The organism is Pseudomonas floridensis (assembly GCF_002087235.1).
GTDB classification, from domain to species: Bacteria; Pseudomonadota; Gammaproteobacteria; order Pseudomonadales; family Pseudomonadaceae; genus Aquipseudomonas; species Aquipseudomonas floridensis.
This window is the reverse complement of record NZ_MUIO01000038.1, coordinates 1-16,566: the sequence shown is the minus strand read 5'-3', so window position 1 is coordinate 16,566 and position 16,566 is coordinate 1. Positions and strand designations below refer to the sequence as shown.

13 protein-coding genes are annotated in these 16,566 nt (G+C 62.7%); 5 read left to right on the top strand and 8 right to left on the bottom strand.

Going from position 1 to position 16,566, the window contains the following annotated elements:
- Positions 1-169: 169 nt before the first annotated feature.
- Both BZK31_RS11425 and BZK31_RS11420 read left to right on the top strand, forming a co-directional pair.
- The gene (locus tag BZK31_RS11425) at positions 170-1,582 is read left to right on the top strand and encodes an aspartate aminotransferase family protein (protein WP_083182760.1); all 1,413 of its coding nucleotides are present in this window, start codon (positions 170-172) and stop codon (positions 1,580-1,582) included.
- Positions 1,583-1,662: 80 nt separating this feature from the next.
- Positions 1,663-1,890: an MbtH family protein gene (locus BZK31_RS11420; RefSeq protein WP_083182759.1), complete on the top strand. Its 228-nt coding sequence runs from the start codon at positions 1,663-1,665 to the stop codon at positions 1,888-1,890.
- A gap of 115 nt (positions 1,891-2,005) precedes the next feature.
- Here the strand turns inward: BZK31_RS11420 and BZK31_RS11415 are convergent, their stop codons facing one another.
- From BZK31_RS11415 to BZK31_RS11380, 8 genes are read right to left on the bottom strand one after another with little or no spacing between them, the layout of a single operon-like run.
- Positions 2,006-2,911, bottom strand: coding sequence for a metal ABC transporter substrate-binding protein (locus tag BZK31_RS11415; RefSeq protein WP_083182758.1), 906 nt, complete (start codon positions 2,909-2,911; stop codon positions 2,006-2,008).
- Positions 2,912-3,811, bottom strand: a complete 900-nt coding sequence (locus BZK31_RS11410) for a metal ABC transporter permease (protein ID WP_083182757.1) — start codon at positions 3,809-3,811, stop codon at positions 2,912-2,914.
- Complete coding sequence (locus BZK31_RS11405) at positions 3,811-4,575, bottom strand: metal ABC transporter ATP-binding protein (protein WP_083182756.1); 765 nt, start codon at positions 4,573-4,575, stop codon at positions 3,811-3,813. Before BZK31_RS11405 ends, BZK31_RS11410 begins: the two co-directional genes overlap by 1 nt.
- Positions 4,572-5,504, bottom strand: a complete 933-nt coding sequence (locus BZK31_RS11400) for a metal ABC transporter substrate-binding protein (RefSeq protein ID WP_083182755.1) — start codon at positions 5,502-5,504, stop codon at positions 4,572-4,574. Before BZK31_RS11400 ends, BZK31_RS11405 begins: the two co-directional genes overlap by 4 nt.
- A gap of 25 nt (positions 5,505-5,529) precedes the next feature.
- Positions 5,530-6,099 (bottom strand): DUF6162 family protein, encoded by a 570-nt coding sequence (locus BZK31_RS11395; protein ID WP_083182754.1) that lies wholly within the window; start codon positions 6,097-6,099, stop codon positions 5,530-5,532.
- Positions 6,096-6,434 carry a hypothetical protein gene (locus BZK31_RS11390; RefSeq protein ID WP_083182753.1) on the bottom strand — a complete coding sequence of 113 codons (339 nt, stop codon included), beginning with the start codon at positions 6,432-6,434 and terminating at the stop codon, positions 6,096-6,098. The genes BZK31_RS11395 and BZK31_RS11390 overlap by 4 nt, the downstream gene beginning before the upstream one ends.
- On the bottom strand, positions 6,431-6,973 hold the full coding sequence (locus BZK31_RS11385; protein WP_083182752.1) for a thiamine pyrophosphate-binding protein: 543 nt from the start codon (positions 6,971-6,973) through the stop codon (positions 6,431-6,433). The genes BZK31_RS11390 and BZK31_RS11385 overlap by 4 nt, the downstream gene beginning before the upstream one ends.
- Positions 6,970-8,181, bottom strand: coding sequence for a PepSY-associated TM helix domain-containing protein (locus BZK31_RS11380; RefSeq protein WP_083182751.1), 1,212 nt, complete (start codon positions 8,179-8,181; stop codon positions 6,970-6,972). The genes BZK31_RS11385 and BZK31_RS11380 overlap by 4 nt, the downstream gene beginning before the upstream one ends.
- A 329-nt stretch (positions 8,182-8,510) precedes the next feature.
- On the opposite strand from BZK31_RS11380, the gene BZK31_RS11375 reads away from it, so the two are divergent.
- The 3 genes from BZK31_RS11375 to BZK31_RS11365 form a co-directional block, all read left to right on the top strand.
- Entirely contained in the window at positions 8,511-9,488 is a 978-nt protein-coding gene (locus BZK31_RS11375; RefSeq protein ID WP_083182750.1) for a TauD/TfdA family dioxygenase, read from the top strand.
- A 580-nt stretch (positions 9,489-10,068) separates the two neighbouring features.
- Positions 10,069-13,479, top strand: a complete 3,411-nt coding sequence (locus BZK31_RS11370; RefSeq protein ID WP_083182749.1) for a non-ribosomal peptide synthetase — start codon at positions 10,069-10,071, stop codon at positions 13,477-13,479.
- The coding region (locus BZK31_RS11365) for an amino acid adenylation domain-containing protein (protein ID WP_157900725.1) at positions 13,476-16,566 on the top strand (3,091 nt) is incomplete at its 3' end. The genes BZK31_RS11370 and BZK31_RS11365, both read left to right, overlap by 4 nt.

Genomic DNA, 16,566 nt, shown 5'->3' with positions numbered 1-16,566 from the left:
CGGGCCATCGGCGTTGCGGACGAAAAACCTGTTGTCGGGTGTAAATCCGCAGGCTGCTGGCGCGTTTTCAAGGGAAGGAATAAATGTCTGGGTCGTTGGGTCTGGCAGCCTGCCGACTCGGGCCATTCAACGGTTTCGCTCATCAGACAGCGTATTGAGGGTTGCACAGATGTCAGTCGCTACCAGGTTCATCGATGATCAGCCGGCACGGGTTGTCCCGGCTCCGGTCGAGACGCTCTACCAGTTCGACGAGTCGCCCTTGCTGGCGCGGCAGAGTCGCCAGGAGTCCAATGCCCGCAGCTACCCACGGCGTATTCCCCTGGCCCTCAAGCGCGCCAAGGGTATTCATGTCGAGGACGTCGAAGGCCGACGTTTCATCGACTGTCTGGCGGGCGCCGGTACGCTGGCGCTGGGGCATAATCACGCGGTGGTGATCGAGGCGATTCAGCAGGTCATCAGCGATGAGCTGCCGCTGCACACACTGGACCTCACCACACCGGTCAAGGATCAATTCGTACAGGACCTGTTCGGTCTGTTGCCGGAAGAACTGGCCCGAGAAGCACGGATCCAGTTCTGCGGCCCTACTGGCACCGATGCCGTTGAAGCTGCGTTGAAACTGGTGCGGACCGCGACCGGACGCAGCACAGTGCTGTCGTTTCAGGGCGGTTACCACGGCATGAGCCAGGGCGCGCTGAGTCTGATGGGCAGCCTGGGGCCGAAAAAACCGCTGGGCGCGCTGCTCAGCACCGGCGTGCAATTTCTGCCGTATCCCTACGACTATCGCTGCCCCTTCGGGCTTGGCGGTGCGCAGGGTGTGAAAGCCAATCTGCATTACCTGGAAAACCTGCTCAACGATCCGGAAGCCGGTGTGCAACTGCCTGCAGCGGTCATCGTTGAAGTGGTGCAGGGCGAGGGCGGGGTGATTCCGGCTGATCTGGACTGGCTGCGTGGCGTTCGCCGCATCACGGAAAACGCCGGTGTGGCGCTGATCGTCGACGAAATCCAGAGCGGTTTCGCCCGCACCGGCAAGATGTTTGCCTTCGAACACGCCGGGATCATTCCTGACGTAGTGGTGATGTCCAAAGCCATTGGTGGCAGTTTGCCGCTGGCGGTGGTGGTCTATCGGCAATGGCTCGACACCTGGCTGCCAGGCGCTCACGCCGGGACTTTCCGAGGCAACCAGATGGCGATGGCCGCCGGTTCGGCGGTGATACGCTATCTCAAGGAACACAACGTCTGCGAACACGCCACGGCGATGGGCGCACGCCTGGTTGCGCACCTGCGCGAACTGCAACGCGATTTTCCGCAGTTGGGCGACATTCGTGGGCGCGGTCTGATGCTGGGCGTCGAACTGGTCGATCCAGCCGGTGCCCGTGACGCACAGGGCCATCCACCTGTATTTGCACGGCTGGCGCCGCTGATCCAGCGCGAATGCCTCAAGCGCGGTCTGATCCTGGAGCTGGGTGGTCGGCACGGCAGCGTCGTGCGCTTCCTGCCGCCTCTGGTAATCACTGCCGCGCAGATCGACGAAGTGGCCGACATTTTCGGCCGTGCGCTGAACGCTGCAGTCGCTCAGCTTTAATTTATTCACGTAGCGATACGTTCAATCCCTATAGCCGCCATGAATTGGCACGGCGGCGCTGAACCTCATGGAGAGCAACAATGACTTCAGTATTCGACCGGGAAGACATCGTCTTTCAAGTAGTGGTCAACCACGAAGAGCAGTACTCGATCTGGCCCGACTACAAAGCCATCCCCAACGGCTGGCGCACCGTGGGCAAGAGTGGCTTCAAGAAAGAATGCCTGGCCTACATCGAAGAAGTCTGGACCGATATGCGCCCGCTGAGCCTGCGCCAGAAGATGGAAGCACAGGCGGCCGTCAGCCACTGATTCGCACGTAGACATGCAAAACCCGGTGGAGCCAGGTTCCACCGGGTTTTGTCCTGGTGATCGGCCACCGCCCCGTTGGCCCGACTGATCAGGTCTGTCAGGACGGCAGCCAGCGTTATTTCAGCGCCGCAATAATCTGCTCGATATCCCCTTGCAGTTCAGCCAGCGGATCCGTTCCATCAATCCCCAGCACCAGCAATTGGCTTCCTGCTTCGGCAATCGCGGCCTTGACCGGCTCGGGTGGCTGGCGGTGGTCGAGCACCAGCGCCACGTCGCTATCCTTCAGCATCGTCGTCAGTTTCTTCAAAGCCTCTGGCGTCCATTGCTCATCGGTCAGCACCTGACTGTCGATCAGCTCCAGGTTCAGGCCGCTGATCAGATAACTGAACCGGTCTGACAGGCTCACCACGCTCAGGTTGTCGGCACTGGCCAGGCTCGCTTCGCTGCGGGCGCTTAGCTTGAGCAGTTGCTGCTTGAGCGTGGCCAGGTTGCTTTCGATCTTCGACTTGGCGGCCGGTGCCAGACGTACCAGGTCTGCCGCCAGTACATCGGCCATGCGCCCCATGTTGTTGCTTGCCAGCCACGGCTGACTGTTCAGGCCATCGACGCCCTGGCCCGGTTGCACCGCAATGCCCGGCAGGCTGCCATCCACCGGACGTGCCGCGTCGATTTCGACGATGCGTATGTTGCTGCGCCGGGCATTCGGGTAAAGCGGGTCATCGGCCCAGATCGAGCGCAGCCCGATCACTGCGTCAGCTTCGACCGCCAGCCCGCGCAGGGCATCTGCACCACGTCCGGTGAAATAGGCGGTCTGACGTGAGCCGGGCAGATTGGCGGCGGCACGTTCCAGCACTACGCCGCTGTCCTTGAGCAGAATCTGCCCCAATCCATAGGTGATGGGCAGGCTGGCCAGCACTTTCACAGGCTGAGCGTCTGACGTTTGCGCTTCGGCTGCGGACAGCGTGTTGCAGAGCATGCCGGTCAGCGCCAGCGCCAGGGTGATACGTCGCAAAGTGAACATTTATCCGATATTTCCTTTGAGGCTGGGCAGCGTGCCGCGAGCGATGGCGGCGAGGGCGAAGGCAATGCCAGCCACCAGAATGATCGCTGCGCCGGACGGTACGGGCAGGTCGAAGACGATGGGCAGCAGGATGCCGCACAGGGTGCTGATGGTGGCAATGGCGACCGATATCCAGAAAAAGCCCTTTAGCGACTGGCTCAGCAGGCGCGCGGCGGCCGCCGGAATCACCAGCAGCGCGCCGACCAGAATCGCGCCGATGACCTTCACGGCGGCAACCGTGATCAGCGTCACCAGAATCACGAACAGGTAATCCAGCGACTTCACCGCGACGCCACGCACGGCGGCCAGTTGCGGATTGAAGCTGGCGAGCATGATGCGGTTGTACAGCGGCAGGCTCAGGCCCATGACCAACGAGCCGACGATCAGCAATACCGACAGGTCATTACCGTTGACAGTCAGCACCGAACCGAACAGGACGTTTTCCAGAATGTGCACGTTGATCTTGCCGGCCAGCACCAGCAGCAGGCTGGCGCCGAGTGCCAGCGAGACGGACAGGAACACGCCGATCAGCGTGTCCGGCGCCAGACCGGTGCGGTTACGCAGGTAGTTGAGCACGATGCCGAACAGCAGGCAGTAACCGAACAGGCTGCCGTACGGGCCGGTGTAGGGTTCACCGAGCAGGATGCCAATGGCGACGCCTGTCAGCGCTGCGTGGCCGACCGCTTCGGAAAAGAACGCGAAGCGCTTCACCACCACCAGCGTACCCAGACCGCCCAGCACCGGGCCGATCAGCAGACCGGCAAGCAGGGCGTTGACCACGAAGCCGTAGGCCAGCGCTTCTGGCAGATAGCCGGACGAAGCCAGGCCTTGTATGAACAGTCGAAAGCTCTCGTAATCCATTACGCACCGCTCCCGGTCTTGCCATCGGCGGTGCGCGGGTGCGCCGAAAACAGGGTCAGCAGCCGTTCCGGCGTCAGTGCGGCATGTGCCGGTTCATCGAACAGCACTCTGCGATTCAGCCCCGTTACCTGATCGGCAAGACGCTTGACCGCTTCCAGATCATGTTCGATCCACAGCACGGTGATACCGGCCCGTCGCCAGTCGCCCAGCAGCCGCTCGAACACCTGAATGCCGGCTTCGTCGAGCGCCGACATCGGTTCGTCCAGCACCAGCAATTGCGGTGCCGGGATCAGGCCTTGCGCCAACAGCACACGCTGCCGCTCGCCACCGGACAGCGCACCCATGCGGCGCTTGCGCTTGTCCTGCATGCCGACCCGCTCCAGCGCCTCGCCGATCGCGGCGGCGTAGTGCTTCGACAGGCCCAGAAACGCCGGGCGTCGCTGACACATGGCAGCCATGAAATCATCGACCGTCATGGGCAGCCCACGGTCGAACTCCAGCGCCTGCGGCACGTAGCCGATCAGGCCGGGCGAGCCAGGCCATTGCAGGCTGAGTTGGCCCTGATGCGGGGTCTGGCCGAGCAGGGTCTTGATCAGCGAGCTCTTGCCGCCGCCGTTTGGGCCTACCAGCGCGTGCACGCTGCCGGCGCGGACGTTGAATCGAATGCGGTCGAGGATGGTGGTGCGGCCCAGCGTCAGGCTCACATCGCTGAATTCGATACCTGGGCCCTGATGCGCAATCTTGAGACTCTGGGCAACCGTCATGCGCCTGCCTCCTGAATGGCGCGGACCACGGTGTCGAGGTTGCCGGCCATTTCCTTTTCGTACTTGTCGGCGCTGTATTCGCCGTATGAAATGTGTGACAGCGGGTACAGCCTGACCCCGGATTCACGCTGAATGGTGTCGACGTAGGTGGAAGGGAAGTCCATCTCCGAGAAGATCACCTTAACGTCCAGCTCGCGCAGTTGATCGATGGTCTTTTTCAACTGGCTCGGGCTTGGTTCGATGCCGTGGGCCGGTTCTACCACGGCGGTGACTTCCAGGCCGAACTCGCGCAACAGGTAATCGTAGGCGGCATGGACGGTGGCCACGCGCAGGTCCGCGTTAGGCGCCTTGGTCAGTTTGGCCAGGGCATCGGCGCGCATCTGCCGCAGCCGCTTGCCGTAGGCGCGAGCGTTGGCGGTGTAGGTCCTGGCGTTATCCGGGTCGAGCTTGCCCAGTTCGCGGGCGATGTTGTTGACCTGCGCGATGGAGGCGCTGATCGACAGAAAGGTGTGCGGATTGACTACTTTACCCGCGCCACGCGCCGCCACGCCGGTGGCTGCCAGCAGCGGGACATCGGCGTTGGCTTCGATGGTCTTGATATCCGGCGTTTCACTGGCAGCGATCATTCGGTCGGCGAAGTCGTCATGACCAACGCCATTGAGTACGATCACGTCCAGCGAGCCGATACGTTTGATGTCTTCGGCGCGGGGTTCGTAGGCGTGCGGGTTGAAGCCCGCCGGAATCAGTGGCACGACCTCGGCCTTGTCGCCGACGATATTGCTCACGTAGCTGTAGTACGGATGCAGGGTAATCCCAATGCGCAGGCGCTTGGCCGGGTCGGCAGCGTGGCTCAGCGGCGCAAGCAGCGTGGCGCACAGGCTGATCAGCAGGGCGCGCAACAAGGGACGGCGTTTGAAAGAAATAGGCATGGGCGAGCTGTCTTCTCTGGTTGGTTCAGTGCTGATGCTGGCGGGTCACGCCGGCATCGAATTGCGCGACGACCTGCCGCCAGCCGTTGTCGATCAGGGTCTTGTCGCTGAGATCGGTCGGCGCAGTCGTGGCCGTGCGGTTGATCCAGATGTCGGCCTGGCCGTCCTGCGTCGAGCCGATGCGCATCAGAAACGAGCCCGCCACGTCAGGCGACTGGCTCAGCCCCAGATAGGACTGCTCCAGCATCTGCCACGCATGAGCGCCACGGCTGACCGAACTGGCGTCTTCGGCAAACGGCGCAAAACCTTCGTCGCCCAATTGCTGCGGCGTGACGGGCGTCGACTGTTCCTGAATCAGCAGGCGAATTTCATCACCCGTCACGCGCAGGTCGGCGTAAATGCCCTGTTCGGCAGCCGTCAGGTCGCGCCGGGCATCCAGTTGATGGCTGGCCACGCTGTGCGCGTCGTGGTTTTCGCCATGCAGGCTGACCACACCTGCGGCGAGCGCCAGAATCAGCAGGCACAACAGCAGCACGTAAAGGGTTTCATGTCCGGCACCGGCCGGACGGACGATCTGCCTCGTCGGTGCACTCATGGGGCCGGGATATCCGCTTGATCGATTTCCACGACGTGGCCGGGGCCGGCATCGAACAGCACGTAGAACTCCGAGGCAGGGCGCTTGAAGGTGACGGTGGAGTCCTCACCCAGCTTGCCGGGCACCAGAATGGTCTCGTCGTAGCCGATCACATCCAGGGTCACGCCCGGTGCACCGCTGCCATCGGAAAAACCGCCGGTGCAGCGAATCTGTTCATTGTCGATCTGTTTGCACTCACACATCGGGTTGTGCGCCAGCGCATAGGGACTCAGGCTCAGGCCGAGCAGGCAGAGCGCAGCGGCCGTCAGCCGCCGCAGGGAGAAGCGGGCATTCATGGTTTGGCTCCTTGTTTTTTCAGCCAGGCCACGGTGGCGGGCGAGGCCTGTTGCAGGGGAATGGAAGTCTGATGCACGGAACCGTCCCAGCCTTCCAGGGTGATCCACAGCTCGGAATCCGGGCTGGTGGTTTCCGGAATCTGCATGAAGGCGCTCATGCGGTAGCCGCCGCCAAAGAAAATCACGCCAGCGGTACGCAGGCTGCGGGGTTTGCCGATACGCAGGTACGTGGCCTTGACCCGGTCGATACAGGCGTTGCACAGCGCGGCGTTGAAGCTTTTCATGTAGCCGGACGGGCCGGACAGACGGGGCGCTTCGTTGCGGTCTTCGGCCAGGCGCAGGCTCCACGGACCGACCTGAACTTCGCCGACGTCACGCTGGCCAAGGCCCTTGTCGCCGCGATCCAGGGCGTTGTCGGCAAAGTATTTGGGCATGAAACCGAGCGGAATCAGGATCAGCAGCACGTTGATGTGGAAACGCCATTTGTGCCAGAAACGGCTCAATGACGAAACGGGTTGGGCGACGGCGACCTTGCTCACAGGTTGTTCTCCGCAGTGCCGGTCGCCAGCGGCGGCCGTTGAGGTGGCCGCAGACTGTCCGGATGGGCTTTGGCTTCGCGCTTGAGGGCGTTGAGGGTGGCCAGCGCGGTGCGCTTGCTCCAGATCAGCAGGCCACTGAGCACCATCATGCTCAGCACCAGCCCGAAGAACGCCCAGATCAGCTTGATCCAGATGCCACCGAAATCGCCGGTGTGCAGCGGGCGCATGGATTCGGTCACGAACTCCAGCTTGTTGCGGTCCGAGAGCAGATGCGAGGCGGCGATTTCACCGCTGTACGGATTGATCTCGGCCGTCTGGTACATCAGCGGATACCAGCTGCGTCCGCCGACCTGCATGTTGCTGTAGGCATTGAACGGGGGCGTGATGAAGCTCGCTTCCAGGCCTGGAATGCGCTCCTTGGCGATTTCCACGGCTTTTTCCAGGCTGATGGTGGGCGCGGGGCTGCCATCGGCGGTCAGTGGCACGGCGCTGTGGGGGATGATAGACGCCACCTGAGAGCGGCTGGAAATGCTGATCTGGTTGTCGCCGAGAATCGCCTGGATCAGAAACCAGGTGCCGGTGATGGAGATGACCGCGATAAACCAGATCGACCACACGCCGCTGAGCCGGTGCAGATCGCCCCAGAAAATGCGCGGGCCCTGGCTGAACCTCAGCGGTTTGAAAAAACCCTTCCAGAATTTCTTGTAGACCACCAGCCCGGTCACTAGCGAGGCCAGCAGCGGCAGGCCGAGAATCGACACCAGATACCAGCCCCACGAATAGCCGTTGGTGAACGGCACCAGCCACCAGCCATGCAGTGCGCGGGTGAAGCGGCGGAAATCGAACGATGGCGTCAGGCCCTGAATGACCCCGGTATACGGGTTGACGTAGGCTGGGACCGACCGGCCGTCGGGATAGGTCACGAATACGCTCAACGCGAAGTAATCGCCGTCGGGCTGCATGATCGTGCCGACGATCAGGTCCGGTTCGTTGCGTTCGATGGTGGCGCGGATCTGTTCGAAACTCATGCGTTCGGCGGTGTCGGACGGCGGGTTGTCGCGCATTTCCGGATTGGCTAGCCACATGATTTCCTTGCTGACTACTGCCAGCGTGCCGGTCACGCAGACGATCAGCACAAAAAACCAGATGGGCAGGGCCAGCCAGCTGTGGACGAGAAACCAGATTTTCGAGCGGGATTTCTTCGACATGGGTAAACGGTCTCGATTCACGGTATGGCGCGGCCTTCAGGCAGGCATGAGCGCTCTTTTCGGGGCAACGTGGTGTTCTGGAAACGCTTCTGAAAAACGGGCGCGGCTATACCGACAGACCCTGCATTCAGTTAAAGACGAATGAGAACGGAATTCCTATAGGATTTTTTTGCATCTAAATGAAAGAAAATGTTTCAGGCTTGTCATGGCAGGTGATGGGCTGACGCAACACGGCTAATTTTCCGCCGCCCGGTTACGTTCAATCTGGACATTGGCGTTGCGTCGGGCCGCAGGGGATCGGACGCTTTGGCCATCAAGGGAGAGTCATCATGAGTCATGCGTTGAGTTTGGATATCCGTCCGTTGCTGGCAGGGGCGGGCACGTTGCCGATGCTGGTGCAGGCGCCCGAGCCGGGTCTGGACTTGATGGAAGCACTGGGCGAATTCAAGCCGTTGGTCGCAGAGCACCTGTATCGCGCCGGGGGCATCCTGTTCCGCGGGTTCGAGGTCGGCGGCGCGGAAGCGTTTCGTGAGTTCGCGGCGGGCTTCGGCGATCCGCTGCTCAATTACGAGTTCGGCTCCACGCCGCGCAGCAATGTGACCAAGGGGGTGTACACCTCCACCGAATACCCGGCGCACCAGAGTATCCCGTTGCACAACGAACAGGCCTACACGCTGGAATGGCCAATGAAGATCTGGTTCTACAGCATGATCGCCGCGCAGACCGGCGGCGAAACACCGATTGCCGACAGTCGGGAAATCTATCGGCGCATCCCGGCGCGCATTCGTGACCGCTTCATCGAAAAGAAGCTGATGTACGTGCGCAATTACGGTAACGGCCTGGATGTGGAGTGGAGCCAGGTGTTCAACACGCAAGACGAAAGCGTCGTCGAAGCTTACTGCCGTGCGCATGCCATCGAATGTGAGTGGAAAGACGACGGCGAACTGCGCACCCGGCAGATCTGTCAGGCGGTCTCGCGCCATCCGGTCACTCAAGATACGGTCTGGTTCAATCAGGCGCACCTGTTCCATATCTCCAACCTGCAACCGGAAGTGCGTGAAACCCTGCTGGATGTGGTGGACGAGGAAGACCTGCCGCGTAATGTCTATTACGGGGACGGCTCGCCGATCGAGGAAACCCTGCTGGACGAGATTCGCGGCGTGCTTGATGACTGCACCGTCAGCTTTCCGTGGCTGGAGAACGATGTGCTGATGCTCGACAACATGCTCACGGCGCACTCTCGCGCGCCGTTCACCGGCAAGCGAAAAGTGGTCGTGGCCATGGCGCAGGGGCATTCGGACAAATAGTTCTGTGCCCGTCGTGATTCGCAAGTTGATCGTGCCTGTGTTTCGCTTGCGCAAACAGCCATTGACGCTCTGCATCACAATCGTCACAGATGGTGGACTCAGCGAGCGGGGCGCTTGGCTCAGGTCACCTTTGCGCCCTTACGGCGCCCTACTTTGAGGGACCAAAGTAGCCAAAGTCCGGGCTCCGGTTCCGGCCCCGGCTGCGCCAGGGTTCCTTCGTCCTGTCACTGATTCGGGGGTCGCCGCAAATGGGCCATCCATGGCCCAGTGCGGCTCAGTCGGCATCCCTGCCGACTGCCCCCCGAATCAGTGACAGGACTCAGCCTGCACCTTACGTCGCGATCGGTGGTGTTTTCACTATCGCGCAAGAAAAGCGTTTCGTTGCTGCTGCCGTATCTGCAGAACAGGACGGCTTACGTGTCATGACCAGCATGGAATGACGTTTACGAAATAAGGTGATCGGCCGTCATCGGTCAGCCCCATCGTTCCCCGAAAACCTTTCTAAATATTTCTTCGCCAATTCGTTCTTGTTGATACGACCGCGCCGCACGGTCAGCCCCATTCAGCAAGGACCCGCGCCATGAACCCCGAACACGCCCAGAAACTCGCTCGCCGTTTTGTCGAGCTGCCGCTGGAAAAACGTCGCCTGTTTCTCGACGGCATGCGTCGTGAAGACATGGACTTCTCGCTCTTTCCGATCCCGTCCTGCGAAGGGCTGGCCGAGCGTGACGGGCTGTCTTACGCCCAGCAACGCATGTGGTTTCTCTGGCAACTCGACCCCGACAGCGCCGCCTACAACCTGCCCATGTCGGTGTGCCTGAACGGCGCGCTGGAGCTGAAGCGGCTGGAGCAGGCCTTCAGCGCCCTGGTCGAGCGTCACGAAAGCCTGCGCACGACCTTTGGTCAGGACGGCGACCGCGCGTTTCAGCGGGTTGCACCGCCGGCACCCGTCAGCATTGACCTGACTGACCTGAGCGCGATGCCTGTCGATCAGCGCTGGGCCGCGGCACGTCAGGCGATGGCCGAGCAGTCGGTCCAGGCCTTCGATCTGCAGCACGGGCCGCTGTTCACGGTTCGGGTCCTGCGATTGGCTGAACAGGAACATTTGCTACTGCTCAATCTGCATCACATGATCACCGACGGCTGGTCGATGAACGTACTGATCGACGAATGGTTGCGAGGCTACGACGCACTGGTCGCCGGCCAGCCGCTGCCATTCCAGCCACTGGTCGTGCAGTACCGCGACTATGCCGTTTGGCAGCGCAGTTGGCTGGAGGCCGGCGAGCAGGAGCGGCAACTGGATTACTGGCGAGCGCATCTGGGCGAGGAGCATCCGGTGCTGGAGCTGCCAACGGACCGTCCGTATCCGGCGTTGCCCAGCCATGACGGCGCGCGGCTTGAGCTGACCTTGCAGCCCGAGTTGCTGCGCAACCTGAAAAGCCTCGCCCAACATCAGGGTGTGACCTTGTTCGTGGTGCTGTTGGCGACTTTTAAAAGCCTGCTGCATCGCTACAGCGGACAGACCGACATCCGCGTCGGCGGTTTGATCGCCAACCGGACGCGCAGTGAGACCGAAGGTCTGGTCGGCTGCTTCATCAATACCCAGGTGCTGCGCAGCGAAGTCACTGCGCAGACGCGCTTTGTCGATCTGTTGCACGCTGTGGCCAACGCTTCGACCGGCGCGCAGTCGCACCAGGAGTTGCCTTTCGATGCGGTGATCGACGCCCTCCAGCCCGAGCGCAGTCAGAGCCACAACCCGCTGTTTCAAGTGATGTTCAACCACCAGCCGGTGGTTGCCGATCTGCTCGACAAACAACTGGCCTGTGGTCTGCGCGTGGCCAATCTGCCTGCCGAACAACAGGCGCTCGCCCAGCGTTCTCATGCCGCTGCCAGCGACCTGATGCTGGCGACCAGCGGCGAGGGCGAGCAGTTGCATGCGGCGTTCACTTACGCCACCGATATTTTCGACGAGTCGACCATCGCCCGCCTGGCCGCGCACTGGCGCAACCTGCTGGCATCGGTCTGCGCCGACCCGCTGCAACGTGTGTCCGAGCTGGCAATGCTGGCCACGGATGAGCGCGCTCGACTTCTGGACGTGGACTCCGCCACCAAGGCCGACAGCGTCACCCCTGCGCACCGGTTGTTCGAAGCGCAAGCCATGCGCACCCCCGAGGCGACAGCGCTGATACTTGCTCAGGCCGGCGATTCGCCAGGCATGACTTACGCTGAATTGAACGCACGCAGCAATCGCCTGGCCCGCCATCTGCGCGAACACGGCGTAGGGCCTGACGTGCTGGTCGGCGTGGCGCTGGGTCGTTCGCTGGACATGCCCGTCGCGCTGCTGGCCGTGCTCAAGGCTGGCGGGGCTTACGTGCCGCTGGACCTGTCGGCACCCACCGAACGCTTGCGGCATGTGCTGGACGACAGCGGCCTGCGCGTGCTGCTGACCCGCAGCGAGCAATTGACCTCGCTGCCACCGCTGACTGACATCGACTGCCTGTGCATTGATCGGCTCGATGAGATCAAGATCGACAGCCAAGGCCTGGATGTGCCGGTCGATCCAGCCAGTCTCGCTTACGTGATTTACACCTCGGGCTCCACCGGGCGGCCCAAGGGTGTGGCGATCAGTCATGCGGCACTGTCCGGGTTTATTGCGCTGGGCGCTGAGTACAGCGGCCTGCGCAGTGATGACCGTGTATTGCAGTTTGCGACTCACAGCTTCGACGGTTTCGTCGAGCAGTTCTACCCGCCGCTGTGCCGGGGCGCGGCCGTGGTGTTGCGCGACGAGCGCTTGTGGGACAGCCGCACCTTTCATCAGGCCGTCATCGACCATGGCGTGACCCTGGCAGACCTGCCCGCGGCTTATTGGCTGACGCTGGTTCAGGATTTCGCCGCCAGCCCGCCTGCGCATTACGGCGCGCTGCGGCAGATTCATGTCGGCGGCGAGGCCATGGCCATTGAAGGCCTGCGTCTGTGGCGTGATGCCGGTCTGGGTCATGTCCGGTTGCTCAACACATACGGTCCGACCGAAGCCACGGTGGTGTCGAGCATTCACGATTGCAGTGCGCTGACACCCGACGCCGTGTCCTGGCGCGGCGTGCCGATCGGACATGCGCTGGCAGGCCGTCGTCTTTACGTTCTCGACGATGACTTGAATCTGCTGCCGCAGGGCGCGGTGGGCGAGTTGTACATCGGCGGCCCGGGACTGGCGAGGGGGTATCACGCGCAGCCGGGTCTGAGCGCCGAGCGCTTCGTTGCCGATCCGTTCGTGGCCGGTGAGCGGCTGTACCGTACCGGCGACCGGGCCAGACAGCGCCTGGACGGTGCCATCGAGTACATCGGCCGGGTCGATCACCAGGTGAAGATTCGCGGTTTCCGCATCGAACTGGGGGAGATCGAATCGCGTCTGCAACAGTGTCACGACGTGCGCGAGGCCGTGGTGCTGGCCGTTGCGCTGGGGGGCAGTACGCAACTGGTGGCGTATGTCGTGCCGCAGGTTGCGGTCAGCAGCGATGCCGAGCAAACGGCTGTGCGTCAGCGCATCAAATCCATCCTGCAAGCCAGCCTTCCGGACTACATGGTGCCGACCCACTGGCTGCTGTTGCCCGAGCTGCCGCTAACCCCCAGCGGCAAACTGGATCGCAAGGCGCTGCCCGCGCCGGACCCCGCACAACTGCAGGCCCGCTATCGCGCACCGCACAGCGAGGTGGAAATCTGCCTCGCTGCCATCTGGGAAGACGTGCTGCACGCACCGCGGGTCGGGCTGGACGATCACTTTTTCGAACTGGGCGGCCATTCCCTGCTGGCAGCGCAGGTGATTGCACGAATCAAGACAAAACTGGGCGTCAGCCTGCCGCTGCGCAGTCTGTTCGAGCAGCCGGTACTCGCCAGTCTGGCCGCCGAGGTCACTCAGCTGACCGTCAACACCCCTGACAACGACTGGAGCGACATGGACCAGTTCATGGATTCACTGGAGGAATTCGAAGCATGACCGGGACCACTGCTGCACGTATCGCGAAACGATTTGTCGGCCTGTCGCTGGAGCAGCGCCGCCAGTTTCTCGCCCGTCTGCGTCAGGACGGCAAGGACTTCAGCCTGCTGCCGGTGCCGGTCAGCCGTCATGATTTCGCCGCGATCCCGCTGTCCTTCGCCCAACAGCGTCTGTTGTTTCTCTGGCAGCTTGACCCGGCGAGCGATGCCTACAAGATGACCACCGGCCTGCGCCTGAACGGTACGCTGAACGAGGCGGCGTTGACCCGCGCCTTCAATCACCTGATCGAGCGCCACGAAGTGCTGCGCACGGTGTTCCAGACTGAAGGCGATCAGCCGCAGCAAGTGGTGTTGCGGGATCAGCGCATCGCGCTGGAACGGGTCGATCTGTCCGCACTGGACGCCGAACAGCGTGATGCGGAGCTTGCGTTACAGGTCGCGACCGTCACCGCTCAGCCGTTCGACCTGCGCACCGGCCCATTGCTGCGCGTTCACCTGTTCCGTCTTGCCGATGACGAACAGGTGCTGGTGGTGTGCATGCACCACATCGTGTCTGATGGCTGGTCGATGGACGTGATGATTCAGGAATTCGTGCATTGCTATCAGGCGTACAGCGAAGGCCGCGAGCCGGGTTTGCCGGAGCTGCCGTTGCAATACGCCGACTACGCCATCTGGCAGCGCAGCTGGCTGGAAGCGGGCGAGGGCGAACGCCAACTCGACTACTGGCGCGCTCAACTGGGCGATGAGCAGCCGTTGCTCGACGCCGCTCAAGATTTTCCGCGGCCGCTCACGCAAAGCTATCGGGGCGAACACCTGCGTTTCGACTTCGGCACCGATCTTTCGCGCCAACTCAATGCCTTTGCCCGCAGCCAGGGTGTCAGCCTGTTCATGCTGGTGCTGGCCGGTTTCTCGTTGTTTCTGTCACGCAAGGCCGGTCAGCGCGACATCCGCATCGGCGTGCCCAACGCCAATCGGGGCCGGGCCGAGACCGAAGGGCTCATCGGCTTTTTCATCAATACCCAAGTGCTGCGTTGTCAGGTAGACGAGCACCTGAGCTACCGCGATCTGCTGACCCGGATCCGCGACACCTCGTTTGGCGCGCAAGCCCATCAGGACGTGCCCTTCGAGCAACTGGTGGATCAGCTCGCCCCGGAACGCAACCTCGGCCACAACCCGCTGTTTCAGGCCAAATTCAACCAGAACGTGGTGCTCAAACAGAAGACCGCGCTGAGGCTGCCGGGCCTGGACGTCAGCGAATACCCGTTCGACAAACAGGGTGTGCACTTCGACCTTGCGCTGGACATCACCGACGATGGCACGCTGATCCATGGCGACATGGCGTACGCCAGCGACCTGTACCAGCGTTCCACGGTCGAGCGTTTCGTGCCGCAACTGCTGGCCCTGTTCGAAGCGCTTTTGGCTGCGCCCGCCGCGCCTCTGTTCAGCCTCGGTGCCCCGGCCATCGAGCCCGCAGCACCGCCACTCGAGCCTGCGCCTGACGTGCTGCAGCAGTGGGACCGCCAGGTCGAGCGCCAGCCCGATGCGCTGGCGGCGCGTTGTCTTGCGCGTACGCTGAGCACACTGGAACTGGACAAACAGGCCAATCAACTGGCCCGTCATCTGATCCGCCAGGGTGTGCGCGAAGGCCAGCCGGTCGCGGTGTTGATGGAGCGTTCGCTGGAATGGCTGATCTCGGTGGTGGCGATTTTCAAGGCGGGTGCCGTTTACATGCCGCTGGACGTGAAAGCGCCGGACGCCCGGTTGCAACACATGTTGCTCAATGCCCAGGCCAGGGTGCTGCTGGGTGCCGAGGGCGACACGCGGCTGACAACGCTCGCGGTCGAGGGATGTCAGGGCGTCGCCTGGGTCGCAGCGCAGTGGCAGGATCTGTCGGACGAACGCGTCGAGTCGAGCCTCTCGGCTGCATCGTCGGCCTATGTCATTCACACCTCCGGTTCCACCGGACAGCCCAAAGGCGTGCTGGTCAGCCACGGCGCGCTCGCCAGTTATATTCGCGGCCTGCTGCAACAGCTGCAACTGGCACCGGACGCGAGCATGGCGCTGATCTCGACCATCGCCGCTGATCTGGGCCATACCGTGCTGTTCGGTGCGTTGTGTTCCGGACGCACGCTGCATGTACTGCCCGAAAGCCTGGGTTTCGACCCGGACGGTTTTGCTCGCTACATGGCCGAGCATCAGGTTGGCGTGCTGAAGATCGTTCCCGGTCATCTGGCGGCGCTGTTGCAGGCGACCCAGGCAGCCGATGTGTTGCCGCACCATGCACTGATTGTCGGTGGCGAAGCCTGTTCGCCTGCGCTGGTCGAGCAGGTTCGCCAACTGAAACCCGCCTGTCGAATAATCAACCACTACGGCCCGAGCGAGACAACGGTCGGTGTGCTGACCCACGAACCGGATACGTTCGACCCGATGCGCCCGGTGCCGGTGGGATCGCCGCTGCCCGGTGCCCGGGCCTACGTGCTGGACGATGTGCTGAACCTCAGCGACACGCAGGTGGCAGGCGAGTTGTACATCGGGGGTGACAGCGTCGCGCTGGGCTATCTCGGCCAGCCGGGGCTGACCGCCGAACGCTTCGTCCCTGACCCGTTCTCTCAGGATGGCGCACGGGCTTACCGCAGCGGCGACCGCATGCGGCGCAATGCTCAAGGATCGCTGGAATTCCTCGGTCGCGCGGACGATCAGGTGAAAGTGCGCGGGTATCGGGTCGAACCGGGCGAAGTGGCGCGGGTGCTGCTCGGTCTTGATTCGGTCAGTGAGGCCTGTGTCTTGCCGGTGCCGGTCGAGGGTGACGAATCGCGCCTGCAACTGGTGGCGTACTGCGTGGCGAGCGTGAGCGCTGAGCCGTTGCGCGAGCAACTGGCTGCACTGCTGCCGGACTACCTGGTGCCCGCGCAGATCCTGCTGCTGGACCGTCTGCCGCTGACCGCCAACGGCAAACTCGACAAGCGCGCCTTGCCCAGGCCGGGCGCGGTCCAACAGCGCTACACCGCGCCGGTCGGCGAGATCGAGGAAAAGCTCGCCGCCGTCTGGGCCGACGTGCTCAAGCTGGACCAGGTGGGCAGCACCGACA